The following is a 23,599-nucleotide window of genomic DNA, read 5'->3' as shown; positions in this document are numbered from 1 at the left end:
GGCCGGAAGACGCGCCTCTGGCAGGCGATTGGAAATGCGTTGCGGGACTGTCCACCGGGCAGACATGGATACCGCAACGTGTATGTGTGCCCGAAATGCCGCTCCAGGCCGGTCCGTTCAGACCCTGTGATCCAACCCTTCCGCAACGACATTCCGGAGGTCCTCGCTCCGGTCAAGTCGCCAAGGACACCCGCGTGACCTCAGCGACTCATGGAAAGCTGTTCGCGCTCAGCGACCAGCACGACTCACGGCCGTCGACCCGCAGCACAGCACGGTCCTGGTCAACCACTATCCGCTGGTACAGGAACCGACTGCGTGCATGGCAGCACCAACGGAAAATCGGCGGCCCCATCGGCCGTCAGCAACGCGCCGGCAAGTAGGCGCCTCTGGCTGCGTACGCCTGCCTAGAGTGCCCCATGGATCTCCACGCCTTCCCGCTCCAGTTCGCCCGTACCCGCCGCTTCTCGCTCGGCGCGCCGCACGGCTTCACGGTGTCGCCCGACGGCGAGCGGGTGCTGTTCGTCCGTACGGACAGCGGCACGGACGCGCTGAGCAGGCTCTGGTTGTACGAGGCCGGGCAGGAGCGGGCACTCACCGGCCCGGGCGTCGCGGCGTACGCGACGGACCGTGCGGCGCGCTTCGCCGTGTATGCGACCGGTGGTGAGCTCTGGGGCGTGCGGACGGACGCGAGCGCCCCGCGCGTCATCCCGACCGTGCGCCCGGCCATGGACCCGCGCGCCTCACCGGATGGCGACCTGATCGCGTACGTCGCCGGGGGCGCCCTGCGCGTCGTACGCGCCGACGGGACGGGTGACCGGCCGCTGACCGAGCCGGAGGGCCCCGATGTGACGTACGGCCTGGCGGATCATGTGGCGGCCGAGTCCATCGGCAGGTCACGCGGCTATTGGTGGTCCCCGCGGAGCGACGCGCTGATCGTCGCCCGTGTCGACGCGTCAATGGTGAATCGCTGGTACGTCTCCGACCCGGCCGATCCGGCGCGAGCGCCCCGCGCGGTCCGCTATCCGGCGGCGGGCACGGCCAACGCGCGGACCGCGCTGCACCTCGTCACGGTCGACGGCTCACCAACTCCCGTCCGGCTGCCGCACGCGGCGCCCGGGGAGGAGGCCCCGCCCGGTGTCTGGAACGACCGGGCCTTCGAGTACGTCGTCGCCGTCTCCTGGGAGGGCGACGATCCCGTGGTGAGCCTCCAGAGCCGCGACCAGCGCACGGCCTGGACGGGCCGGGTCGACCCGGTGACCGGCGCCTTCGAACCGCTGACACGGCTGACCGACCGGGGTTGGGTGGAGTTCCAGCCCGGCACGCCCCTGCACACCGCGTCGGGACTCCGGGTGGAGCCCCCGCCGTGCGGTGACGCCCGGGGAATCCGGATCGACGGCGTCCCCAGCCCTGCCGGACTCCAGGTCCGCGAGGTGCTCGGCGCGGTGGGCGAGCAGGTGTGGTTCACCGCGAGCGAGGAGCCGACCGAGACCCATGTCTGGTCGCACGATCCGCGCAGCGGCTTCGTCAGGCTGACGGACGAGCCCGGGGTGCACACGGCCGCCGCCGGGGGCGACACGGTCGTGGTCGACAGCAGGACGTCCGAAGGCCAGAAGGTGACCGTCCTGCGCGGCGGCGCCCCCGTCGGCCGGATCGCGGTGCTCACCGAGGAACCGCTGGTCACCCCCCGCCCGATCCACCTCACGCTCGGCGAACGGGCACTGCGCAGCCGCCTGCACCTGCCGTCCTGGTACGAGAGGGGTTCGGACCGGCTGCCGGTGCTGCTCAGCCCGTACGCGGGCCCCGGCATGCAGGTGGTGACCAGGGCCAGGACGTGGCACACGACGGTCTGCCAGTGGTACGCCGAGCAGGGTTTCGCCGTACTGGTCACGGACGGGCGCGGCACTCCGGGGCGCGGCGTGGACTGGCAGCGGGCCATCCTGGGCGACCGGCTGGGCCCCGTACTGGACGACCAGATCGACGCGCTGCACGCGGCGGCCGGGCGCCTGGACGCCCTCGACCTGGACCGGGTGGCCGTCCGCGGCTGGTCGTTCAGCGGCTATCTGGCGGCGGGCGCGGTGCTGCACCGGCCCGATGTCTTCCACGCCGCGGTCGCGGGCGCCGCGCCGAGCGACCGGCGGCTGTACGACACGTACTGGGAGGAGCGCTTCCTGGGCCACCCGGACGTCCAGCCCGAGAACTACGAGCGCTCCTCGCTCATCCCGTACGCCGACCGGCTGACCCGGCCGCTGATGCTGGTGCACGGGCTCGCGGACGACAATGTGTTTCCCGCGCACACGCTGCGCCTGTCCCGGGCGCTGCTCGCCGCCGGCCGGCCGCACACGGTGATGCCGCTTTCCGGGACGGGTCATACGGTCGCCGGAGAAGGAGTGGCCGACACGTTCCTGCTGCTGGAGCTCGACTTCCTCAAAAAGTCGCTCGGCGTCTGAACATGATGTTCTCGGCGCGCGTACAACATCACATAGCCAGCAGCGGAAGGGGAATGCAGACATGACCGCATCTCAGGAGGCCGGCCGAATGGTCGGGCGCCGCACGATCGTCACTGCTGTGGGCGCCGTAGGGCTCGCCGCCGCACTGACCGCGTGCGGAAACTCGGACAACGCCTCGGACACCGCGGTCGAGAAACCGGTGCCCAGCAAGGACGGCGCCGACGCGGGCGCGGTACTCGCCAAGACCGCCGATATCCCCGAGGGCGGTGGGAAGATCTTCGCCGATCAGGGCGTCGTCGTCACACAGCCCACGGCGGGCCAGTTCAAGGCCTTCTCGTCCAAGTGCACCCACCAGGGCTGCGCCGTGACGACGATCAAGAACGGCATGATCAACTGCCCGTGCCACGGCAGTCAGTTCGCCGTGGCGGACGGCAGCGTCACCCACGACCCGGCCACCAAGCCGCTGCCTCCCGTGCAGATCACGGTGGAGGGCGACTCGATCACCCTCGCCTGACGGGTCCGACCTTGTTCAGCCCTGCGCACCTCGCCACGGCCCCTTCCAGCACGCGAGAACGGCGTCCGTCGTGGTGATCGTGGCGACGAGGGCGAGCGTGTTCCGGACCATCGCGTGGGCGTAGTCCGACGGCACCCCCGCGATGGCGTCCGACGGCACGACGGCCGTGTAGCCGAGGTTGACCGCGTCGAAGACGGCATTAGGAATGGCGATATTGGCCGAGACGCCCGTGACCAGCAGGTTCCGGCAGCCGAGGTTGCGCAGCAAGGCGTCGACGTCCGTACCGGCGAGCGGCGAGAGCCCATGGAGCCGGCGTACGACGAAGTCCTCGTCCCAGACCTCGATCGGCTCCGCGACACGCACCGCCGTGGTCCCGGAAAGCTGCTGGACCGGCAGGCGCGCGGCGGCGCGGAAGAGCCGCGCGTTGTGATTGGCCCCGCGCCCGTCCGGGCGCCTCTCCGCCACCGCGTGCAAGACCTGCACGCCGGTCTCGTGGGCCCCCGCCACCAGCCGCGCGACGTTACGGAGCACGCCGGAAGACCTGGCCTCCTTGGCGAGTTCGGGCAGGGCACTGTCCTGGCCCACGACACCCTGCTGGCATTCGACGGTGAGCAGGACCGTGGTCGCCGGATCGAGCTGCTCCGCGAGCTGTTCGTTGGACGGCAAGGCTCCCCCTCAGGTCGGACCGGACCGGGCGCGTGAGGCTAACCGCCATTGCGTCGCGAAGGAAGAGACCGCATCCTCTTTCTGACACACAGTCAGCTATGGGAGGGATGACGTATGGTCGCCACACAGCGCCGAGGCCGCCGCATCATGATGACCGCGGCCGAGCGGGACACCTACCTCGCCGATCAGCGCACCTGCCGGGTGGCCACCGTCTCCGCCGACGGACGGCCGCACATCGGGGCCCTGTGGTTCGTGTGGGACGGCGGTTCGCTCTGGCTGTACTCCATCACCCGCAGTCGCCGCTGGACTCAGCTGACCCGGGACCCGCGGCTCGCCGTGGTCGTCGACGACGGTGTGGAGTACGGGGACCTGCGCGGCGTCGAACTCTCCGGCGACGCGGACTTCGTGGGCGAGGCCCCGCGCACCGGCGCCCCCTGCCCGGAACTCGACGTACCCGAGGCCCTGTTCACGCGGAAGTACTTCGGGATGGAGGTCATGCCGCACGACGGGCGGCACGCCTGGCTGCGGCTGACTCCGGACGCCATCGCCTCATGGGACTTCCGCAAGCTCGGCGACGCCTGACGGACACGCGGGACGGCAGGCGGGTGGGGCGGTGGCAGGCGGGTAGGGCAATGGCGGGCCGGCCGCGAGCTTGCGGGCCGGCGGCGCTCAGCCGGAGAGCGTCGCCGCGGCCTCGCCCAACGCGTCCACCGCCGCACGGATCGACGGCCGCCGGTCGGCGTCGGCGCGCCAGACGGCGTACACATGCCGACTCATCGCGTGCCGCACGGGCACGACCCGCACCCCGTGCGGCACCGGGCCGCGACCCATCCTCGGCGTCACGGACACCCCCAACCCGCCACCGATCAGGGCCAGTTGAGTGGCATGCTCCTCGGCGACATGCGCGATGCGGGGCTCGATCCCCTTCCCGCGCAGGGTGAACAGCAGCCAGTCGCAGCAGAACTCCCCATCGGGCCAGGTGATCCACTCGTCGTCCGCGAAGTCTTCGAGGTCCACCTCGGCGCGGCCCGCGAGAGGGTGGTCCGCGGGCATCGCCACATCGGCGGGGTCGTCGAGGAGGGCCCGCTTGGCGAGGCCCTCGGGCATGGGCAGCGGCTTGTTGTACCAGTCGAGCACAACCGCCAGGTCGAGGTCTCCGCGTACGACACGGCGCACCGCCTCCGCGGGCTCCATCTCCCGCGATCTGACGTGCAGTTGCGGGTGACCGGCACGCAGAGCGGCCAGCGCCGCGGGAAAGAGCCCGCGGGCGGCCGTGGGGAACGCGCCGATCTGGAGCTCACCGACAGCCCTGCCGCGCTGAGCCTCGATGTCCGACTGGGCCAGTTCGACCTGGGAGAGGATGCGTTCGGCATGGTCGGCGAGCAGTCGCCCGGCGTCGGTGAGCCGGACGCCACGGCCGTTCTTGACCAGCAGCGGCTGGCCGACCTCGCGCTCCAGCTTCGCCATCTGCTGGGAAACGGCGGACGTCGTCACATGCAGCCCCTCGGCCGCTCCACTGACCGAGCCGTGGCGGGCCAGGGCGTCCAGGGTGCGTAGGCGCTCCAGATTCAACATGTAAGCAATGCTAAGCGATGCCTGCAAATTTATCTTGCTTGTGCTAAGAGATGACTCGCGCGAAGGTTGACCCCATGAGCTCCGCGACCTCGCCCAGAACCCAGCCGGACGCCGCTGCCTCCGCTACCGCCCTCGCCTCACCCGCCCGGCGCCCGGCGGTGGACTGGCGCATCCGTTTCGGGGTGCTCTCGCTGGTCTGGGGCTTCAGCTTCCTGCTCATCAAGGTCGGCACCGAGGCCTACGCCCCCTTCCAGGTCACCTTCGGACGGCTGCTGTTCGGTACGGCCGTGCTCGCCGTGGCGATGGCCGTGAAGCGGGAACGGCTGCCGCGCTCCGCCCGCACCTGGGGCCATCTCACCGTGGCCGCGTTCTTCCTCAACGCCCTGCCGTTCTCGCTGTTCGCCTATTCCGAGCTGACGATCCCCTCGACCCTCGCGGGCATCTGCAACGCCACATCCCCGCTGTGGGGCATGGCCCTGTCGATGGTCGCCCTGTCCGAGGACCGGCCGACCCGCCGCCGGGTCGCGGGGCTCGGCCTGGGGTTCATCGGCGTGCTGACCGTCCTGGGAGCCTGGCAGGGCTTTTCCGGGCTCGACTTCGGCGGCACGGCGATGGCGCTGCTCGCCTCTCTCAGCTATCCGATCGGCTGGATCTATGTGCGCCGCACCCTGGCGGGCAGCAAGGAATCCAACCTCTCGATGACCGGTGTGCAGCTCTTCATCGCCACCGCGCAACTGGCTCTGGTGACACCGCTGTTCACCACTGTGCCGACCTCCTTCCCGCTGGTGCCGCTGCTGGCCGTGCTGGCTCTCGGCGCTCTGGGGACCGGCCTCGCGGTGCTTCTCCAGTACGGCCTGGTCGCCGAGATCGGCCCGACGACCGCACAGATGGTCACGTACTTCATCCCGGTCATCGCCACGATCGCGGGCGTCGCGGTCCTCGGCGAACACCTGGGGTGGAACACCCCCGTCGGAGCCGTCATCGTGCTGGCGGGCGCCGCCCTCACCCAGAGCCGGGGCCGACCGCGCGACCGCGGCGGCCTCCCCAGCACCCCTCGGGCCTGGCGAACACTTCTCGACCGTAGAGGGTGTCGTCAGTCGTAGCGCCGTCCGCGCGACGCGGGACCGGTCGCCGACGCCACCGCGTCCGCGACCGGATCGATGTCCTGCGGGGTCAGCGTCGACACCGTGAGGCGTACGCCAGGGGGCGCGACCATCCGGAAGCGCGCCCCCGGCGCGACGGCCCATCCGGCGTGCAGCAGCCGCGCCACCGCCCCCGTCTCGTCCGGCACGGGCACCCACACATTCATGCCGCTGCGCCCGTACGCCTCGACCCCACGCTCCGCCAGGGCCGCCACCAGGGCATCGCGCCGCAGCCCGTAGGCACGCGCGACCACCGCCGCGTCCACCGCCCCGGACGTCCACAGCTGCACGACGGCCCGCTGGAGCAGCCTGCTGACCCAGCCGGGGCCGAGACGCTGGCGGCCCATCACCCGGTCCAGCGTGACCGTGTCCCCGGTCATCATGGCGACCCGCAGATCGGGCCCGTACGCCTTGGCGACGGAGCGTACGAACACCCAGCTGTCCGTCACCCCGGCGAGCGGGCTCAGTGGCTCATCGACGATGCCGTGCCCGTGGTCGTCCTCGATCAGCAGCACCCCGGGATGCCCGGCCAGCACAGCACGCAGCTCGGCGGCGCGCGCCGCGCCCACCACGGCGCCGGTCGGATTCTGCGCCCGGCCGGTGACCACGACCGCCCGGGCCCCCGCGCGCAGCGCCCGCTCGACCTCGGCGGGCAGTGGCCCGTCGTCGTCGAGCGCGACCGGGACGGCCCGCAGCCCCAGGGCCGGGATGAGGTCGAGGAGACTGCCCCAACCCGGATCCTCCACGGCGACCGCGTCACCCGGCTTCAGATGCGCGGCCAGTACGCGCTCGATGGCGTCCAGGGCTCCCGAGGTGACGGCGACAGGGCCGTCCGGCACTCCGTCGGCATCGAACGCGGCCCGCGCGAGCCGGGCGAACTCCGGATCGACGGGCTCCTGTCCGTACAGACCGGGCCGGGCCGCGTTGTGCCGGGCCGCGGCGGCGAGCGCCTCGCGCAGGGACGGCAGCAGGGCGGGGTCCGGATTGCCCTTGCCCAGGTCCCGTACCCCCGGCGGGACGTCGACCCGGATGGACTCACGGGCCGTGCTCGCGGGCCGGGGACGGACCCGGCTGCCCCGGCGGCCCGAGGTCTCGATCACCCCGCGCTCGCGCAGAGCGCGGTACGCGGCCGCGACCGTATTGGGATTCACCCCCAGATCACCCGCCAACTCCCGCATGGGCGGCAGCGATTGGCCGGGTGAGAGCTCCCCCGAACCCACCGCGCGTTCCACACTCGCGGCAATCTCCGATGCACGCCGCCCGCTGATCCTATATTCTCCTAGCACAATCAAGATTATGCACTAGTGCAATGGAGATCGCAATGTCGGAGACCACCGCCTACACGCCGACCGGGCGTACCGTACCGACCCGCGCCCGGGAACGTGCCTCGTACGACCAGGACCTGGTGCACGCGATACTCGACGAGGGCTATGTCTGCCATCTCGGCTTCGTCCGGGACGGTGCGCCCGTGGTCCTGCCGACGCTCTACGGCCGGGTCGGTGAGCGCCTCTATGTGCACGGCTCCAGCGGCTCTCGTCCGCTCCGCATGGCCGGCCAGGCCGATCCTGGTCTCCCCGTCTGCCTCACCGTCACCCATGTCGACGGCCTGGTGCTGGCCCGCTCCGCCTTCCACCACTCCATCAACTACCGCTCCGTCGTGGTCCACGGCATCGCTCACCAGGTCCTGGACGAGGAAGAGCGGCGTACCGCGCTCGACGCGCTCGTCGACCATGTCGTCCCCGGCCGCTCCCACGACTCGCGCCCCGCCAACGCCAAGGAGCTGGCGGCGACCGCCGTGCTGTTCCTGGACCTCAACGAGGTATCCGCCAAGGTGCGCTCCGGCGGCCCCAACGACGAGCCCGAGGACGAGACCCTCCCGTACTGGACGGGTGTCGTCCCGCTGGTCCGTGGTTACGGTGTGCCGATCCCCGCCGACGATCTCGACCCGGCGGTCCGGCTGCCCGACTACCTGACCACCCTGTGAGGAGTTGACGTGCTGATCCACCCCTGGGACGCGCCGCTCGACGACGACGAGTGGCAGCGGTGGCTCGCCACCCATGACTTCGGCCAACTGGCCGTCAACGGGCTGCCTGGCCACGCGCCGTACATCCAGCCGATGCACTTCGTGTACGACCCGAAGCCGGGCGCGCACGGCGAGATCATCGCCCACCTCGCCCGCCCGAACCCGCTGTGGCAGGCCGTCGAGGCCGATCCGCACGTCCTGCTGAGCGTCGTGGACGACTACGCCTTCGTCCCCGGCCCCTGGCAGTCGCCGGCGGACACTCCGACCGAACACGGCGTGCCCACCAGCTTCTACGCCGCCGTCCAGCTGCGCTGCACCGCCCACCTCGTGGACGACCCGGCCCAGAAGGCCGACCTGCTGAACGTCCAGGTCGGTCACTTCCAGCCGGAGGGCGGGTCGGCCCCGGCGGCCGTCGGTACGGCGCCGTACGGCCCGATGTTGTCGGGTATCCGCGGGCTGCGCCTCGAAGTGACCGAGGTTCGGGCCAAGTTCAAGTACGGCAGCCACAAACAGCAGGACGTACAGGAGCGGACGGCCGCCGGTCTGACCGAGCGGGCGGGGGCGCACGATACGGCGGCGCACGCCCACCATCTGCGCCGCCGCACTTCGGGCCCCACGCGCGCGTAGCGCCCGAAGATCCGGCCGGCAGGCTCGGAGCCGTCAGCTCCTGAGGTCGGCTTCGGAGGCCCGTACGAGGACCGCGGCCCGACGCGTCGTGGCGGCGGTCCTCGCCTCCGCGACCGCGAGCCCCGCCACCGCCGAGAGCAGCAGCAGCGTCCCCACCACGGTGGCCACCGTCAGTCGCTCCCCCAGCAGGGCGACCGCGATCACGGCCGCGCTCACCGGCTCCAGGAGCATGATCACCGAGACGGTCGCGGACCGTACGACAGCGGCTCCGGCGAAGTACAGGACGTAGGCGAGGGCCGTCGGCACCGCCGCGACGTACACCATCAGCCAGACCACCCGGGCGAGTTCCGCGCCGTGCGGCAGCAGGCCCTCCGCCGCCGCGAGTGGCAGCAGGGTGAGCGAACCGATCGCGAAGGCCCAGGTGGTCGTCACGACCGGGTCGGCCCCGCCCCCGTCACGCCCGAGCCGACGCGTCAGCAGCGTGATGGCCGCGTACCCGGCGGCCGACAGCACCCCGAGGGCCACGCCCAACGGACGCACCGTGCCGCCGTCGTTGCCGAGGACCAGCACGGCGAGCCCCACGAGCGCGCCGGTGACGGTCACGATCCCGCCGCGCCCCAGCCGCTCCCCCAGGGTCAGCCACGCGCCCAGCGCGATCAGCACGGGTCCCGCGCCCAGGGTGACGACGGTGCCGACCGCCAGGCCGGTCGCCTGGACGGCGGCGAAGTAGGCGCTCTGGAACAGCGTGAGCCCGAGTCCGGTGACGAGGATGCGCGTGACCCGGCGCCCGCGCGGCTCAGCGTGCGCGGTCGTCCCACGCGCGCGGGAGCGCAGCAGGCAGGCGGGCAGCAGAAGCAGGAGGCCGCCGACACAGCGCCAGAAGGACAGGGCGAGCGGCCCGAGGTCGCTGAGGAGGAAAACCAAGGAGGCGGCCGCCCCCGCGGTGCCCCAGGCGACACCGGCGAAGATCAGGTAGAGCAGGCCGCGCCCGGTGGGCAGACCTGAGGGCAGGCCGATGGGCAGGGAGGAAGAGCTGGGCATGTGAATTCTCCGCGTGAAGACGGGACTGGTGGTCGCTCGGCTCCGCACGCGGGCAGCGACGAACCGCTCGGGGACTGCCCGAGCCCGGTCTTCGTCAGGGGAAAGCCGCCCGCGTTACGCGGCAGGAGGCGGAAGCACATTCAGCAGCATGATCGACACCCTAGGGCGCGGTCCGCCCGGCGGACAACTGCTTGTCCGCATCGTGGAGACCGGTGCCCGGCGGTCCGCCCGCCACGGGCCCGGTCGGCGCCTTCGGCGTCGAGGACTGGGCGATGAAGGCACCGATCAGCACCATGGCTCCGCCGATGATCTGCGGAGCTGACAGGTGCTCGCGCAGCAACACCCAGGCCAGCACGGTCGCGATGACCGCCTCCAGGCACGCGACCACACCCGCCACCTGCGGCGAGAGCTTGCGCACCGAGAGCACACCGGTGACGTACGCGACGACGGTGGCGAGCAGCACGATCCAGCCGAGCAGCAGCACGGCGGGCACCTGGGTCCCGCCCATGTCCGCGCTGCCCGCGAGGAGAGACCAGTCCATGCCCCACGGCCGTGCGACAACGGTCAGCACCGCGGTGCCGATGAGCAGACCGTACGCGATGACGCCGAGCGGGTCGGCGGCGTCGTCGCCGGTGCTGCCCTGGTCGGACAGGACGAAGTAACCGACCTGGCAGCAGGCCGCGCCGAGCGCGAACAGCAGGCCCAGCGCGTCGAAGCTCAGTCCGGCCCAGATCTCCACGACGCAGGCGAGACCGCCCACGGCAAGCACGACACCGACAGCGGCGGCGCGCGTCACCGGCCTGCGCTGCACGAAGCGGACCCAGCCGAGGACCAGCGCGGGGGCCAGGTATTCGACGAGCAGCGCGACACCGACGGGGATACGGGAGAGCGAGGCGAAGTAGAAGGCCTGCACACCGGCGACCGCGAGCAGGCCGAACCCGGCGAGCAGGGCGGGTCGGCGCAGGACCAGCGCCCGGTGGCGCCAGGCCACGGGCAGCATGATCAGGGCGGCGCCGGCCACCCGCAGCCACACCACATGCAGGGGGTCGAGTCCCGCTTCGATCAGCGGCTTGGCCGCGACACCTGAACCACCGAATGCGAACGCCGAGACCAGGGCAAGTCCCAGGCCGACGCTCCTCCCCTGAGACGCGTGCATCGGCACATCATGTCAGCTGACGTCAGGAGCGTCACCCCTGTCACACCTGTCATACCTGTCACACCTGACGGAACTCCTCGCGGAGCCGCCCGGCCAGCACCTCGGTGTCCACCCCGGCCCGCACGAGCACCTCGACCGCCCTGCACCCCTGGTCCGCCGCGAGGGCGGCGAGCAGATCGCGTCCGTCGGCCCGCTGATCGCCGCGGGCCGCGGCGCCGGCCAGGGCGTGCCGCATGGCGGACACGGCGCCCGGCGACCAGCCCGCCACATCCGCCTCCCCCACCAGGGGCAACGCACCGGAATCCTCCACCGCGCCCTGCCACCGCAGGCCGTAGCCGATACTGCGCTGGACGAGATAGCCGAGCACTCTGGCGACCTGGGGGTCGCCGGCGAAAACGGCCCTGACGGCCGGATCGGACTCGATCACCGAGTGCAGCAGATGGGCGGTGTCGATCTGCCGGTCGCCGTCCCTCAGGGCCCGCCTGCGCGCGCCGGCCACCACCGGGGCGAGCTCTGCGGTGAGCCCGGCTTCGATGTCCGCGCGGTGGGGAGCGGGCTGTTGGGTCACCCGGGGAGTACGACTCTGCACATCTCCACCCCATCAGGGGCGGGCGGCGGGAACATCCCCGCCGGGAAGCATTCGCCCATCCCACCGACGTTGGGCACGCCTGCCCGGGGTCTCCTCCTTACGGATGAGAGCAGGGAGTTTCCCCCGAGGGGCGCGCGCCGCCCCGCCCCGCGCCCCGTGCGCAACCACGGCCCTCCCGGGGCTCGCCCCACGGACACGAACGCCACGCGGGCCACCGGTAGCCGGGAGAGGAGCGAGCAAGCCCATGTCCATGCGCTGGATGGTCGCCCTCCCCGCCCTGGACGGGCGCCAATACGTCTACCGGGTGTACGCGCCGTACGACGCGCTGCTCGCGGACGTCTTCTGGGCGGCCTTCCACTGCCACGACGAGGGACCGCACCCGCGGGCGTCCGACGCCTTCGACTCGGCCGAGATCTGGCAGTTCTGACGCGACTCCGCCGCCACCGGGCACTTCGGGCGCACCGGGCAGCAATTTCTGACAGTTCATCAGTATTGAATGTTCTGCCCCGCACAGCTACGTTCCGCGACACAGAGCCGACGAGAAGGGGTGGTCGCATGGCCGAAGCCAGCGCGGAAGCACGCATCGAGGCACCGGCCGAGAAGATCTGGGCGCAGCTGACGGACTTCACGTCGTGGGACCGGTGGAACGCAACCCACACCAACTTCCCCAGGGGCGGCCCCGCGGTGCTTGAGGTCTCGGCGACGTACGCGGAGAACCTCAAGCTCATGGGCTTCCCCGCCGAGGTGACCTGGACGGTCGAGGAGCTGGTGCCGGCCCGGCTGCTGGTGACCACAGGAAAGGGGCCCATGGGCGTCAATCTCGCCATGCGCTACTCGCTCGCACCCGAGGGCGACGCCACTCTCGTCCGCATCGAGGGCGAGTTCACCGGCGCCGCGGTCTCGATGATGGCGGGCAAGCTCAAGGACTCGGCGGGCGCGGCGCTGAGTGAGTCGCTGCGCAAGCTCGAAGGCCTCGTCACCTGACCCTCCGAAGCCCCACGATCCCCGCCCACCCGACAGCCCGGCGAAACCACGGCGGCGCCCCGCGGATGACCGCGGGGCGCCGCCGTGCGCGACCGGGACCTGTCAGTCCTGGTCGGCGAGGATCAGATAGAGCTTCTTGCGGGACTCGTTGATGACCGCCAGGGCCTTCTGCCGCTGATCGGCGGAGCCGGTCTTCCAGACCTGGCTGAACGCCTCCATCAGGCCGAAGCCGGCCTGCCGGATCTCGTTCATCGTCTCCCAGTCGACGCCGCGTCCCGCTTCCTCCCACGGGGCCTGCGGCCCCGCTTCGGCCTCGGTGCGACCGGCGTCGGTGAGCGTGAACAGCTTCTTGCCGCCCTCGCTCTCGCTGGTGATCAGGCCTTCGTCCTCCAGCAGTTGGAGAGTCGGATAGACCGAGCCGGGACTGGGCCGCCAGGCCCCGCCGCTGCGCTCGCCGATCTCCTGGATCATCTCGTAGCCGTGCATGGGCCGGTCCACCAGCAGCGCCAGGATCGACGCGCGGACGTCGCCGCGCCGCGCCCTGCCGCGGGGTCCGCCCCTGCCGCCTCGACCGCCGCCGCCCCACGGTCCGCCGAAAGGCGGTCCGAAGGGACCGAAAGCGGCACGTCGGCCCTCGGAGTCACCCCGACCGTGATGGCCGGGTCCCCACTCCCCATGTCCATGTGAATGCATCACTACGCTCCTTCCATCGTTGATCTGTCGCGATGCGTCAACGATATATCGGAATGAGTCGCTCAGCAAGCATCGACCACACATCGGGCGCACACCGGGTGCACATCGGGCACACCCCAGAGCCCGCGCCGAAGGGGCCAGTCGCCTGAAATTGGCCGTGGCCCGGGGCTTCGCCCGCCCCTACGTTCGATGCCATGAGGATTCGAATCGTGGATGCCTTCACCGACCGCGCCTTCACCGGCAATCCGGCCGGAGTCCTGCTGCTGGACTCCGCCGCCTTCCCCGACGACGGCTGGCTCCAGCAGGTCGCCGCCGAGGTGAACCACTCCGAGACCGCATACGCCCACCCGCTCCCGGCGGGCGGCGAAGCCGACTGGGCGCTGCGCTGGTTCACCCCGGCCGCCGAGGTGGCCATGTGCGGCCACGCCACCCTGGCCACCGCACACGTCCTGCACACCACGGGCGCCTCGACCGGCGCCGTGCGCTTCGCGGCACGCTGCGGCATCCTCACCGCGACCGCGCACGAGGACGGTTCGCTCACGCTCGACTTCCCGACCGCGCCGCTCATCGCGGTCCCGGTTCCCGACGGCGTCGGTGAGGCCCTGGGCGCGCAGGTCCTCTCGGCCCACGACACGGGTCCGCACACCGGCGATCTGCTCGTGGAACTGGCCGACGAGAAGGCCGTACGGGCCCTCGCGCCCGATTTCGCCGCGCTCGCGGCACACTCCCGGCGCGGGATCATCGCCACGGCCGCCGCCGACGACGCCTCGCGCGGCTACGACTTCGTCTCGCGCGGCTTCTTCCCCCGGGTCGGCATCAACGAGGACCCGGTGACCGGCAGCGCCCACACCGCCCTCGCGCCATTCTGGTCGGCCCGCCTGGGCCGCGACGAGCTGACGGGCCTCCAGGCTTCGGCCCGCTCCGGTCTCGTACGCACATCACTGCGGGGCGAGCGCACCCTGCTGACCGGTCGGGCCGTCACTGTCATCGACGGCGAACTGCTCACCTCCCCCTGAGCACCGACCCGCCGCCGACGGAAGAACACACGAAGGGGGCGTACGGATGCATCCGTACGCCCCCTTCGTGCGCGCTCAAGCCGTCGGCAGCCACCCCACATTGCCGGCCAGCAGCGCGTATCCGACGAACGCCCCGATGTCGAGCAGCGCATGGGCCACGACCAGCGGCCCGATCCGCCCCCAGCGCCGGTACAGCAGCACAAAGACCGCGCCCATCACCATGTTGCCGATGAAGCCGCCGATCCCCTGGTAGAGGTGGTACGAACCACGCAGCACCGAACTCGCCACCAGGGCCGCCATCGGCGTCCACCCCAACTGCCCGAGTCTGCGCAGCAGATACCCGACAACGATGACCTCTTCCAGTACGGAGTTCTGCACCGCGGAGAGAATCAGTACGGGGAACTTCCACCAGACCTCGGGCAACGACTCCGGCACCACGGTGAGGTTGAACCCCGCCTCGATGGCGACCAGATAAAAAGCGAGTCCGGCGCTGCCGATGCCCGCGGCGACCAGCGTCCCCCGCCCCAGGTCCGGCCACGGCTTCGTCCGGTCGAAGCCGATCGCTCGCAGTCCCGTCCCCTCCCGCATCAGCAGGTACGCCACCAGCGCGACAGGCACCAGCGAAGAGGTGATGCCGAACAACTGCCAGGCCAGATCCAGCCACGGCCGCCCCGGTGCCTGCGACCCGTTCAGGTTCGCTGCCTGGTCCTTGAGACCACCGGGTTTCGTCAGCGCCCCGATAAATCTGATCAGGGAGGACACTCCGCTCGCGCCGAGCGAGATCGCGAGCACGATCAGGACTTCGGTCCGGAAAATCCGTCGTGTCACCCCGTGTCCGGGATGAGAATCGGCCACCTGTCCCGCCTCCGCCTGCACACCTGCCTCCAGTTCATCAATCCCGCCTCATCCCCAACCCCACCCCACTAGGGTCTCGAATGCAGGTGCGAATATCGCACGCGACAGGCCGGGGGACGAGCGCCATTGCGGTGGCGGGGTCCCCCTTTTCCTTGTTCACGATTCAAGGAGGGGCTCTACCGCCATGGGACGTCACAGCTTGCCCGACGAGGGCGCGAAGGACGGCACCAGGTCCCGCTCATCGGTACGACGTCGTACGGTCGCCATCGCCACTGTGCTCGTTCTTGGGGTGGCCGGGGGCGCCGCGGTCGTGGTCGAGGGCGGCATGCTGTCCTTCGCCGGATCGTGCGCCGACTCCGCCGTCCACCTGGAGGTCGTCGCGTCCCCCGCCGTCGCTCCCGCCGTCCGCGAGGTCGCCGATCTGGCCCGCGACAGGCAGATCACCTCCGACGGACAGTGCATCGACGTGGACGTCGTGGCCCGTGACGCCTACCAGGTCGCCGACACGCTCAGCGCCGGCAAGGCCGAGCCCGACTACCAGGTCTGGATCCCCGACTCCGACCTGTGGGTCCAGCGGGCCCAGAGTTCCGGCGACGGTGCCCGCCTCACCCCGGTGGGCAATATCGCCTTCTCCCCGGTCGCCCTGGCCGCGGTCCCCTCCGCCGCCAAGTCGCTGGGCTGGCCCGACAAGACGTACACCTGGGCCCAGCTGTCCGCGGCCGCGGCCGAGAAGGGCACGCTGCGCCTCGGCGCAGCGGACCCCGCCCGCAGCGCCACCGGCCTGCTCGGGCTCACCAGCATCGGCCGGTCCACGCACAGCGAGGGCCCCGACGCCGACACCAGGGTCGCGGCCGCCGCGAAGCTGCTCTCGCAGCGCATATCGGAGAGCGACCAGCAGGTGCCACAGAGCCTCGCACGGGACGAGTCCGGCACGGAGAAGGGCAACCCCCGCCGCAATCAGGCCCTGCTCCTCTCCGAGCAGGCAGCCTTCGCGCACAACACCAAGGACGGCGCACCGGGGCTCGAACTCTTCTACCCGAAGGACGGCACCGCGCAGCTCGACTACCCGTACGCCCTGGTCGACGAGGGCAGGCTGTCGACCGACGAGAGCCGCGCGGCCCTGCGTTTCATGACCCTGCTCGGCGAGCGGGAGAGCCGGAGCATCCTGGCGAGGCGCGGCTTCCGTACGCCCGACAAGCCCGCCTCCCCGACCGTCGTACGGACGGCTGGCGGCCGCGCGCCCCAGCCCTTCGCTTCGGCCCCCGGAAAGGCGCCCTCCCAGAAGGACATCCAGGAAACGCTCGGCATGTGGACCATCACCGTGCAGAGCGCCCGGCTGACGACGGTCGTCGACGCCTCGGGCTCGATGGCCACGCTGGTGCCGGGGCGCGGCGAGCAGACCCGCATGGATGTCACCAAGGCCTCGCTGATCCAGGCTCTCGCGCAGTTCACCCCGGAGGACGCGGTCGGCCTGTGGGACTTCGCGACGAACCTCGACGGTCCGCGCGACTACCGCAAGAAGGTGGCGACCAACCCGTCTCGGCGACCCCGCGCCGGGCGGCCGCACGCACCGCGACAGGCTCTCGGCGGCCTTCTCCGCGCTCGCCCCGGTACCCGACGGGGCGACGGGTCTGTACGACACCACGCTGGCGGCCTGCAAGGACGCGCAGGCCTCCTACGCGAGCGGCAGGTTCAACGCCGTCGTCATCCTCACCGACGGCTCCAACCAGGACACCGCGGGCATCTCCCGCAGCGGCCTGATCACCGAACTGAAGCAGCTCGCCGACCCGGCGCGGCCGGTCCCGCTGATCGCCATCGCGGTCGGCCCGGACGCCGACAGCGAGGAGGTCGAGCAGATCGCCTCGGTCACCGGCGGCGGGGGATACCAGGTGACCGACCCGGCCGACATCCACGCCGTCATCCTCAAGGCGATCATGGAGGCGGGTCAGGGCGCCTGATACCCCCCACCTCCAGCACCTGAGCACCGCAGCCGACCGGACCGACCGGGTCAGCCAGGTCGACGGGGCCGATGAGGTCGACCACCACAGCCGCCGCGCGGGCACCGGTCGCGCCGCTCACACCGCAGGCCCCCAGGGGCGCGTCACTTCGACGCCGGGAAGCCCACCTCCCAGGTATGCACCGGCTCGCCCTCGTGCATCAGCTCGCTGTAGCGGCGAGTGGTGGCGGACAGCGCGGCCTCGCGCTCAAGACCGGCCTCCAGGGCGCGGTGGAAGGTGTCCACCTGCCAGGAGGCGCCGTTGACGCGCAGCTTGCACCGCTGCTCGATGACGCCCAGGTAGAAGTCGCGGTCCGCCGGCTCGACGCCCCAGGCGTCGAGCCCGGCCGCGGCCAGGGGCAGCAGCTCGTCGAGCACGAGCCGGACGCCCGGCACCCGCGCCGTGCCGGCCGCGCGGCCCGGCTTCGGCCAGATCAGCTCGGCGTCGATTCCGTGGCGGCACGCGACGTCGAAGTTCTCGGCCGCCGCCTCGAAGGGCAGCCTCTTCCACACGGGCCGCGTGTCCTCGGCCAGCGCCCGGACCAGACCGTAGTAGAAGGCGGCATTGGCGATTACGTCCGTCACCGTGGGGCCGGCCGGCAGCACCCTGTTCTCCACCCGCAGATGGGGTACGCCGTCGGCCAGCCCGTACACGGGCCGGTTCCAGCGGTACACCGTCCCGTTGTGCAGCACGAGTTCCTGCAACCGCGGCACCCCGCCGTCGGCGAGCACGAGCAGCGGGTCCTCCTCGTCGCAGATCGGCAGGAGGGCGGGGAAGAAGCGCAGGTTCTCCTCGAAGAGCTCGTACGCCGAGTCGATCCACTTCTCGCCGAACCACGTTCTGGGCCGTACGCCCTGGGCCTGCAGCTCGGGCGGCCGGGTATCGGTGGCCTGCAGGAACAGCGGCGGCCTGGATTCACGCCACAGCTCGCGGCCGAAGAGGAACGGCGAGTTGGCGCCCACGACGATCTGTACGGCAGCCACGGCCTGCGCGGCGTTCCACACATCCGCGAAGCGGGCCGGCGTGACCTGGAGGTGCAACTGCACGGACGTACAAGCCGCTTCGGGCGTAATGGAGGCGGAGGTACAGGTGAGGCGCTCCACCCCCTCGATGTCCAGCTCGAAGTCCTCGCCGCGCGCCGCGACGATCTGATCGTTGAGCATGACGTAACGGTCCACGTCGGAGAGATTCGCGGAAACAAGATCCGCACGCCCGAGCGTCGGCAGAATTCCGATCATCACGATCCCCGCGTCGACCTCCACCGCTTTTCGGTGGGCGTACGCGAGGCCCGTGCGGAGTTCTTCCGAGAGCTGATCGAATACCCGGCCCTCCAGCCGGTGCGGAACAATATTAACTTCCAGATTGAACATTCCCAGCTCGGTCTGGAAATCATGGCTTGAGATCCTTTCCAGGACCTCCGCGTTCATCATACTCGGCATCCCGTCGGCCCCGGCGAGATTGAGCTCGATCTCGACCCCCATGAGATTCTTGGGGCGATCGAAGCGCTTCTCGGCCAGCAGCTGATCGAGACCTTGGAGGCACAGCTGGAGTTTGCGCCGGTACTTCTGCCGATCGGACAGATCGAACCCGCCGGCCACCACCTTCTCCCCCATCGAAGCATCCTTCCTCGGGTGGCGCCCCGCAGCATGGGGCGCTCGCGTCACGATCGATGATGCCCAGAGAGTCTGATCCATAACGCCCCACGGCCACCGCGTGCCGAGTACCCTCGATGCAGGCTCCCAGTGGCACATTCACTCGGCATGCAGCAAAAAGCAGTTCGGCCGGCGACTGCTGGTGAAAAAGGCCGACGATTTTCGGCCTACCGCTCCTGCGGAATAATTCGAGGCCACAGCCCTGCGCTCCCGAACAAACGGGAGATTCTCCGCAGAAGAAGAGCCGAATACCACCTTGCCCATAATGCCTGCGGCGGCTAGAAGAAACACCACGTGAACACACGTCGTATAAACTCCGCAAACGAGGCAGAGAGTTGGCGTCCGGCCACCATCCCACGGCCCCCTCTGACCCCGCACGCAGACAGCGCCGTCCGCACTGCCCACGCATCACCGTGTCTCCCAAGTGAGAGGCGACCCACCATCATGCCGCTGCTTGTCCCCCCGGCTCCCGCGCCGGCTCTGCGCAGTGTCCTCGCGGCTCTCGGTTCTCCCACCGCAGTACGCGAGGCCCGTACCCCGGCTCTCCGTTCCGCCCAAGGACCGCTGAGCCCCGAACTCGCCCTGCCCCTTCACGTACTGGACCGCATGGTCCCGACCGGCCGACCGCCGCGCACGCGGCTCACAGGCTGGCGATTCCTCATCCGCAGCGGTGACCGCACGGTGGCCGCCGCCGACACCATGCTCACCCCCGACGGCTGGGCCTTCTCGCACTTCTGCGAGGGCCCGTACATCGCCTCCAGCGAGCGAGCCCTGCGCCAGGCCGAGGCCATGAATGGCCGCTACCAGCCGCGGCTCCTGTCCGTGCCCGAGCTATACATGCTCAATCTCTGGCTGCACGGCGAGCCGGAGGCGGACGCCTCCGACGACATGCCCCTCCCGACCGATGTGCTGGTGCCCCTCGCGCCGGCCCCGCCCGGCATCGCGTCGCACCATCCGCACCGGGTCGCCGACCTGCTGACCGTACTGACCAACCGACTGACCCCCGCCCCTCTCCTCAGCCAGCCCGCCTGACCGCACCGCCAGGCAGTCGGCCGCTCTGTGCCCCGTGACCAGTACTGGTGGTCACGGGGCACAGTCCTGCCCCGAACGGCGTAGCCCGTACCGGCCACCCCGAACCACCCAAAAAGACAACCCAGTTGAGCTGAACCGTCCGCACGGGTGATGCGTCATCAATCAGTAAGGAGAGCTGCCGTGAAATCCCTGCGGAAACACGTCCGTAGGGCAACACTGGGAACGGACCGATTGATACGGGGGGCGGTTATGAACACCGCATCGAGCCACAGGACACTCACTACAACGCAGCGAAAGAACCCTTCCATGTGTCAGCACCAGCCAGCCTGCCCATCAGCCGAATCCGCCGATCGGGAGGCCGCCCATCTCATGGCGCACCACCCTGAGCAGGGCTGGAGCCTGCTGTGCAACGGAGTTCTCCTATTCGAGGACACCGGTGAGCTGCTGCCGGACGGGCAGATCATCGCTCCGCACCGCCCGCTGGACGTGGTGACCGCCGCGTAGCTCCGGGCAGTACAACGAGGGGCCGGCCCGGAGAATCCTCCGAACCGGCCCCGACGCGTGTCCGCGCCCGTCTCCTGCGGCCGAGTGGCCGCGAGCACGTCAGTTGTCGTACTCGTCCAGCGGCGGGCAGGAGCAGACAAGGTTGCGGTCGCCGAACGCGCCGTCGATACGACGGACCGGCGGCCAGTACTTGTCCGCGGCCGAGACTCCGGCCGGGAAGACCGCTTCCTCACGGCTGTACGCGTGCTCCCACTCCCCGCCCAGCGCGGCCGCGGTGTGCGGCGCGTTGCACAACGGGTTGTCGTCGGCGGGCCAGTCGCCCGAGGCGACCTTGTCGATCTCGCTGCGGATCGCGATCAGCGCGTCGCAGAACCGGTCGATCTCCGCCAGGTCCTCGCTCTCGGTGGGCTCGATCATCAGCGTGCCGGCCACCGGGAACGACATGGTCGGAGCATGGAAGCCGTAGTCGATGAGGCGCTTGGCGATGTCGTCGACGCTCACACCGGTCGACTTCGACAACGGCCGGAGATCAACGATGCACTCGTGCGCCACCAGCCCGTTCGGACCGGCGTAGAGGACCGGAAAGTGCGGCTCCAGGCGCTTGGCGATGTAGTTCGCCGCGAGCACGGCGACCTGCGTCGCACGCTTGAGGCCCTCGCCGCCCATGAGGCGTACGTACGCCCAGGAGATCGGCAGGATGCCCGCCGAGCCCCACGGAGCGGCCGAGATCGGACCGACGCCCGTCCGCGGTCCGGCCGTCGGCTGGAGCGGGTGGTTCGGCAGATACGGCGCGAGGTGCGCCCGTACGCCAACCGGGCCGACCCCGGGGCCGCCGCCGCCGTGCGGGATGCAGAAGGTCTTGTGCAGGTTCAGATGGGAGACGTCCGAGCCGAACTTGCCCGGCTTGGCGAGGCCCACCAGCGCGTTGAGGTTCGCACCGTCCACGTACACCTGGCCGCCCGCGTCGTGCACGGCCGCACAGACGTCGCTGATGTGCTCCTCGAACACACCGTGCGTGGACGGGTAGGTGACCATGAGCACCGCGAGCTCGGCGCCGTGCTGCTCGATCTTCGCGTGCAGGTCGTCGACGTCGACGTCGCCGTCCTCGCGCGTCTTGACGACCACGACCTTCATCCCGGCCATCACCGCGCTCGCCGCGTTGGTGCCGTGCGCGGACGACGGGATCAGGCACACGGTGCGCTGAGCGTCGCCATTGGCCCGGTGGTAGGCCCGTACGGCCAGCAGGCCGGCGAGCTCACCCTGCGATCCGGCGTTGGGCTGGATGGACACCGCGTCGTACCCGGTGACCTCAGCGAGGCGCTCCTCCAGCTCACGGATGAGCGTCAGGTAGCCCTGTGCCTGCTCGACCGGCGCGAAGGGGTGGATCTGCCCGAACTCGGGCCAGGTGACCGGCTCCATCTCGGTGGTCGCGTTCAGCTTCATGGTGCAGGAGCCGAGCGGGATCATGCCGCGGTCGAGCGCGTAGTCGCGGTCGGCGAGTTTGCGCAGGTAGCGCAGCATCGCGGTCTCGGAGCGGTGCTGGTGGAACACCGGGTGGGCCAGGTAGTCGTCGGTGCGCAGCAGGCCGGCGGGCAGCGTCTCGGCCGTCGACACGTCCAGCGCCTCCAGGTCGCCGTCGACACCGAAGGCCGACCAGACCGCGGTGATCTCGGCGCGGGCCGTCGTCTCGTCGCAGGCGATCGAGAGGGTGTCGGCGTCGACCAGGCGCAGGTTGACCCCGCCCTCACGCGCCGCGGCGAGTACCTCGGCGGCCCTGCCGGGGACGCGCGCGGTGAGAGTGTCGAAGTACGAGCCGTGCACGATCTCCACGCCGCCCGCCCGCAGGCCCTCGGCGAGCAGTACGGCGTACCGGTGGGTGCGGCCGGCGATGCCGCGCAGCCCGTCCGGGCCGTGGTAGACGGCGTACATACCGGCCATCACCGCGAGGAGCACCTGCGCGGTACAGATGTTGCTGGTGGCCTTCTCCCGGCGGATGTGCTGCTCACGCGTCTGCAGCGCCAGCCGGTAGGCCTTGTTGCCGTCGGCGTCGACGGACACACCGACGAGCCGGCCGGGCAGGCTGCGGGCGAACTTCTCGCGCACGGCCATGAAGCCGGCGTGCGGGCCGCCGAAGCCCATCGGCACACCGAAGCGCTGGGTGGTGCCCACCGCGATGTCCGCACCCAGCTCGCCGGGCGAGGTGAGCAGCGTCAGCGCCAGCAGGTCGGCGGCGACGGTGACGATCGCACCGAGCTCGTGCGCCTGCGCGACGACGGGCTTGATGTCCCGTACGACGCCGGAGGCTCCCGGGTACTGCAGCAGCACACCGAAGACGCCGCGCTCGGCGACCTCGGCCGGGATCCCGTCGCTCAGATCGGCGACGACGACCTCGACACCGGTCGGCTCGGCGCGGGTCTGGATCACCGCGACGGTCTGCGGGAAGGCGTCGGAGTCGATCAGGAAGACGCCCTTCTTGACCTTGCCGACCCGGCGGGAGAGTGCCATGGCCTCGGCGGCGGCGGTGCCCTCGTCGAGCAGCGAGGCGCCGGAGGTGGGCAGCCCGGTCAGGTCGGCCACCATCGTCTGGAAGTTGAGGAGCGCCTCCAGCCGGCCCTGCGAGATTTCCGGCTGGTAGGGCGTGTACGCCGTGTACCAGGAGGGGCTCTCCATCACGTTGCGCAGGATCACCGGCGGCGTGAAGGTGCCGTAGTAGCCGAGCCCGATCATCGGGGCGAGCACCTGGTTGCTGTCCGCGAGCGTGCGCAGCTCGGCCTGTACTTCGGCCTCGGTGCGCGCGTCCGGCAGGGCCAGCGCCTCGGTGCTCTTGATGACGTCCGGCACCGCGGCCGCGGTCAGCTCGTCGAGCGAGCCGTAGCCGACCTGGGCGAGCATTTTGGCCTGCGCTTCGGCATCGGGGCCGATGTGGCGCTGCTCGAAGGGGATGCCACGCTCAAGCTGTGAGAGCGGAATGCGGTTTGCGGTCATCTGCGGAAGGCCTCCTGGTCTGACGCGACCTGCGAGGGCACCACTGCGGGTACCCGGACGGCCTCCCCCTCTGTCATCTCAACCTGAGAGCTTCACCGGGG

At 70.7% G+C, this 23,599-nt stretch carries 21 protein-coding genes and 1 pseudogene; 12 read left to right on the top strand and 10 right to left on the bottom strand.

The features are described 5' to 3' along the window. Positions 1-416 precede the first annotated feature (416 nt). Complete coding sequence (locus ABCR94_RS32750) at positions 417-2,447, top strand: prolyl oligopeptidase family serine peptidase (RefSeq protein ID WP_347124423.1); 2,031 nt, start codon at positions 417-419, stop codon at positions 2,445-2,447. 61 nt (positions 2,448-2,508) lie between these two features. Then, the gene (locus ABCR94_RS32745; protein WP_347124421.1) at positions 2,509-2,961 is read left to right on the top strand and encodes a Rieske (2Fe-2S) protein; all 453 of its coding nucleotides are present in this window, start codon (positions 2,509-2,511) and stop codon (positions 2,959-2,961) included. Positions 2,962-2,976: 15 nt separating this feature from the next. On the opposite strand, the gene ABCR94_RS32740 is transcribed toward ABCR94_RS32745, so the two are convergent. After that, the gene (locus ABCR94_RS32740; RefSeq protein ID WP_347124419.1) at positions 2,977-3,627 is read right to left on the bottom strand and encodes a cysteine hydrolase family protein; all 651 of its coding nucleotides are present in this window, start codon (positions 3,625-3,627) and stop codon (positions 2,977-2,979) included. A gap of 114 nt (positions 3,628-3,741) precedes the next feature. On the opposite strand from ABCR94_RS32740, the gene ABCR94_RS32735 reads away from it, so the two are divergent. Beyond that, entirely contained in the window at positions 3,742-4,209 is a 468-nt protein-coding gene (locus ABCR94_RS32735) for a pyridoxamine 5'-phosphate oxidase family protein (protein ID WP_347124417.1), read from the top strand. Positions 4,210-4,296: 87 nt separating this feature from the next. On the opposite strand, the gene ABCR94_RS32730 is transcribed toward ABCR94_RS32735, so the two are convergent. Further along, complete coding sequence (locus ABCR94_RS32730) at positions 4,297-5,202, bottom strand: LysR family transcriptional regulator (protein ID WP_347124415.1); 906 nt, start codon at positions 5,200-5,202, stop codon at positions 4,297-4,299. A gap of 74 nt (positions 5,203-5,276) precedes the next feature. Between ABCR94_RS32730 and ABCR94_RS32725 the strand changes: the two genes are divergently transcribed. Continuing rightward, positions 5,277-6,305: a DMT family transporter gene (locus tag ABCR94_RS32725; protein WP_347124414.1), complete on the top strand. Its 1,029-nt coding sequence runs from the start codon at positions 5,277-5,279 to the stop codon at positions 6,303-6,305. On the opposite strand, the gene ABCR94_RS32720 is transcribed toward ABCR94_RS32725, so the two are convergent. Beyond that, the gene (locus ABCR94_RS32720; RefSeq protein ID WP_347124413.1) at positions 6,296-7,630 is read right to left on the bottom strand and encodes an aminotransferase class I/II-fold pyridoxal phosphate-dependent enzyme; all 1,335 of its coding nucleotides are present in this window, start codon (positions 7,628-7,630) and stop codon (positions 6,296-6,298) included. The two genes, ABCR94_RS32725 and ABCR94_RS32720, sit on opposite strands and share 10 nt — an antisense overlap. A 35-nt stretch (positions 7,631-7,665) precedes the next feature. On the opposite strand from ABCR94_RS32720, the gene ABCR94_RS32715 reads away from it, so the two are divergent. Both ABCR94_RS32715 and ABCR94_RS32710 read left to right on the top strand, forming a co-directional pair. After that, positions 7,666-8,328 (top strand): pyridoxamine 5'-phosphate oxidase family protein, encoded by a 663-nt coding sequence (locus tag ABCR94_RS32715; protein ID WP_347124412.1) that lies wholly within the window; start codon positions 7,666-7,668, stop codon positions 8,326-8,328. Positions 8,329-8,337: 9 nt separating this feature from the next. Next, positions 8,338-8,994: an FMN-binding negative transcriptional regulator gene (locus ABCR94_RS32710; protein WP_347124411.1), complete on the top strand. Its 657-nt coding sequence runs from the start codon at positions 8,338-8,340 to the stop codon at positions 8,992-8,994. Between the two features lie 33 nt (positions 8,995-9,027). Here the strand turns inward: ABCR94_RS32710 and ABCR94_RS32705 are convergent, their stop codons facing one another. The 3 genes from ABCR94_RS32705 to ABCR94_RS32695 all read right to left on the bottom strand — a co-directional run bounded on the left by ABCR94_RS32705 (position 9,028) and on the right by ABCR94_RS32695 (position 11,780). Beyond that, positions 9,028-10,035 (bottom strand): DMT family transporter, encoded by a 1,008-nt coding sequence (locus ABCR94_RS32705; RefSeq protein ID WP_347124410.1) that lies wholly within the window; start codon positions 10,033-10,035, stop codon positions 9,028-9,030. A gap of 160 nt (positions 10,036-10,195) precedes the next feature. Then, a complete protein-coding gene (locus ABCR94_RS32700) occupies positions 10,196-11,191 on the bottom strand; it encodes an EamA family transporter (RefSeq protein ID WP_347124409.1) in 996 nt (331 codons plus the stop codon). A 58-nt stretch (positions 11,192-11,249) separates the two neighbouring features. Beyond that, positions 11,250-11,780 carry a Clp protease N-terminal domain-containing protein gene (locus ABCR94_RS32695; protein ID WP_347124407.1) on the bottom strand — a complete coding sequence of 177 codons (531 nt, stop codon included), beginning with the start codon at positions 11,778-11,780 and terminating at the stop codon, positions 11,250-11,252. A 244-nt stretch (positions 11,781-12,024) separates the two neighbouring features. Here ABCR94_RS32695 and ABCR94_RS32690 point away from each other — a divergent pair, with 244 nt between their 5' ends. Then, on the top strand, positions 12,025-12,207 hold the full coding sequence (locus ABCR94_RS32690; protein WP_347124565.1) for a hypothetical protein: 183 nt from the start codon (positions 12,025-12,027) through the stop codon (positions 12,205-12,207). 128 nt (positions 12,208-12,335) lie between these two features. Further along, entirely contained in the window at positions 12,336-12,764 is a 429-nt protein-coding gene (locus ABCR94_RS32685; RefSeq protein WP_347124405.1) for a type II toxin-antitoxin system Rv0910 family toxin, read from the top strand. A gap of 102 nt (positions 12,765-12,866) precedes the next feature. Here ABCR94_RS32685 and ABCR94_RS32680 read toward each other — a convergent pair whose 3' ends face one another. Further along, the gene (locus ABCR94_RS32680) at positions 12,867-13,457 is read right to left on the bottom strand and encodes a PadR family transcriptional regulator (protein ID WP_347124403.1); all 591 of its coding nucleotides are present in this window, start codon (positions 13,455-13,457) and stop codon (positions 12,867-12,869) included. A 194-nt stretch (positions 13,458-13,651) separates the two neighbouring features. Between ABCR94_RS32680 and ABCR94_RS32675 the strand changes: the two genes are divergently transcribed. After that, positions 13,652-14,473 (top strand): PhzF family protein, encoded by an 822-nt coding sequence (locus ABCR94_RS32675; protein ID WP_347124401.1) that lies wholly within the window; start codon positions 13,652-13,654, stop codon positions 14,471-14,473. A gap of 75 nt (positions 14,474-14,548) precedes the next feature. Here ABCR94_RS32675 and ABCR94_RS32670 read toward each other — a convergent pair whose 3' ends face one another. After that, complete coding sequence (locus ABCR94_RS32670) at positions 14,549-15,349, bottom strand: CPBP family intramembrane glutamic endopeptidase (RefSeq protein ID WP_347124399.1); 801 nt, start codon at positions 15,347-15,349, stop codon at positions 14,549-14,551. A gap of 163 nt (positions 15,350-15,512) precedes the next feature. Between ABCR94_RS32670 and ABCR94_RS32665 the strand changes: the two are divergent. After that, positions 15,513-17,286, top strand: a pseudogene (locus ABCR94_RS32665) (substrate-binding domain-containing protein). Positions 17,287-17,429: 143 nt separating this feature from the next. Here ABCR94_RS32665 and ABCR94_RS32660 read toward each other — a convergent pair. Continuing rightward, a complete protein-coding gene (locus tag ABCR94_RS32660) occupies positions 17,430-18,938 on the bottom strand; it encodes a glutamate-cysteine ligase family protein (protein ID WP_347124397.1) in 1,509 nt (502 codons plus the stop codon). Positions 18,939-19,421: 483 nt separating this feature from the next. On the opposite strand from ABCR94_RS32660, the gene ABCR94_RS32655 reads away from it, so the two are divergent. Continuing rightward, complete coding sequence (locus ABCR94_RS32655; protein ID WP_347124395.1) at positions 19,422-20,009, top strand: hypothetical protein; 588 nt, start codon at positions 19,422-19,424, stop codon at positions 20,007-20,009. Positions 20,010-20,315: 306 nt separating this feature from the next. Next, positions 20,316-20,513: a DUF5999 family protein gene (locus ABCR94_RS32650; RefSeq protein ID WP_347124393.1), complete on the top strand. Its 198-nt coding sequence runs from the start codon at positions 20,316-20,318 to the stop codon at positions 20,511-20,513. Between the two features lie 99 nt (positions 20,514-20,612). Here ABCR94_RS32650 and gcvP read toward each other — a convergent pair whose 3' ends face one another. Continuing rightward, positions 20,613-23,498 carry an aminomethyl-transferring glycine dehydrogenase gene (gcvP, locus tag ABCR94_RS32645; RefSeq protein ID WP_347124391.1) on the bottom strand — a complete coding sequence of 962 codons (2,886 nt, stop codon included), beginning with the start codon at positions 23,496-23,498 and terminating at the stop codon, positions 20,613-20,615. Between the last annotated feature and the right edge of the window lie 101 nt (positions 23,499-23,599).

Source organism: Streptomyces changchenzhani (assembly GCF_039766235.1).
Lineage (GTDB): Bacteria > Actinomycetota > Actinomycetes > Streptomycetales > Streptomycetaceae > Streptomyces.
Note: the sequence above shows the minus strand (reverse complement) of the source record. Positions and strands in the feature narration are given on the sequence as shown.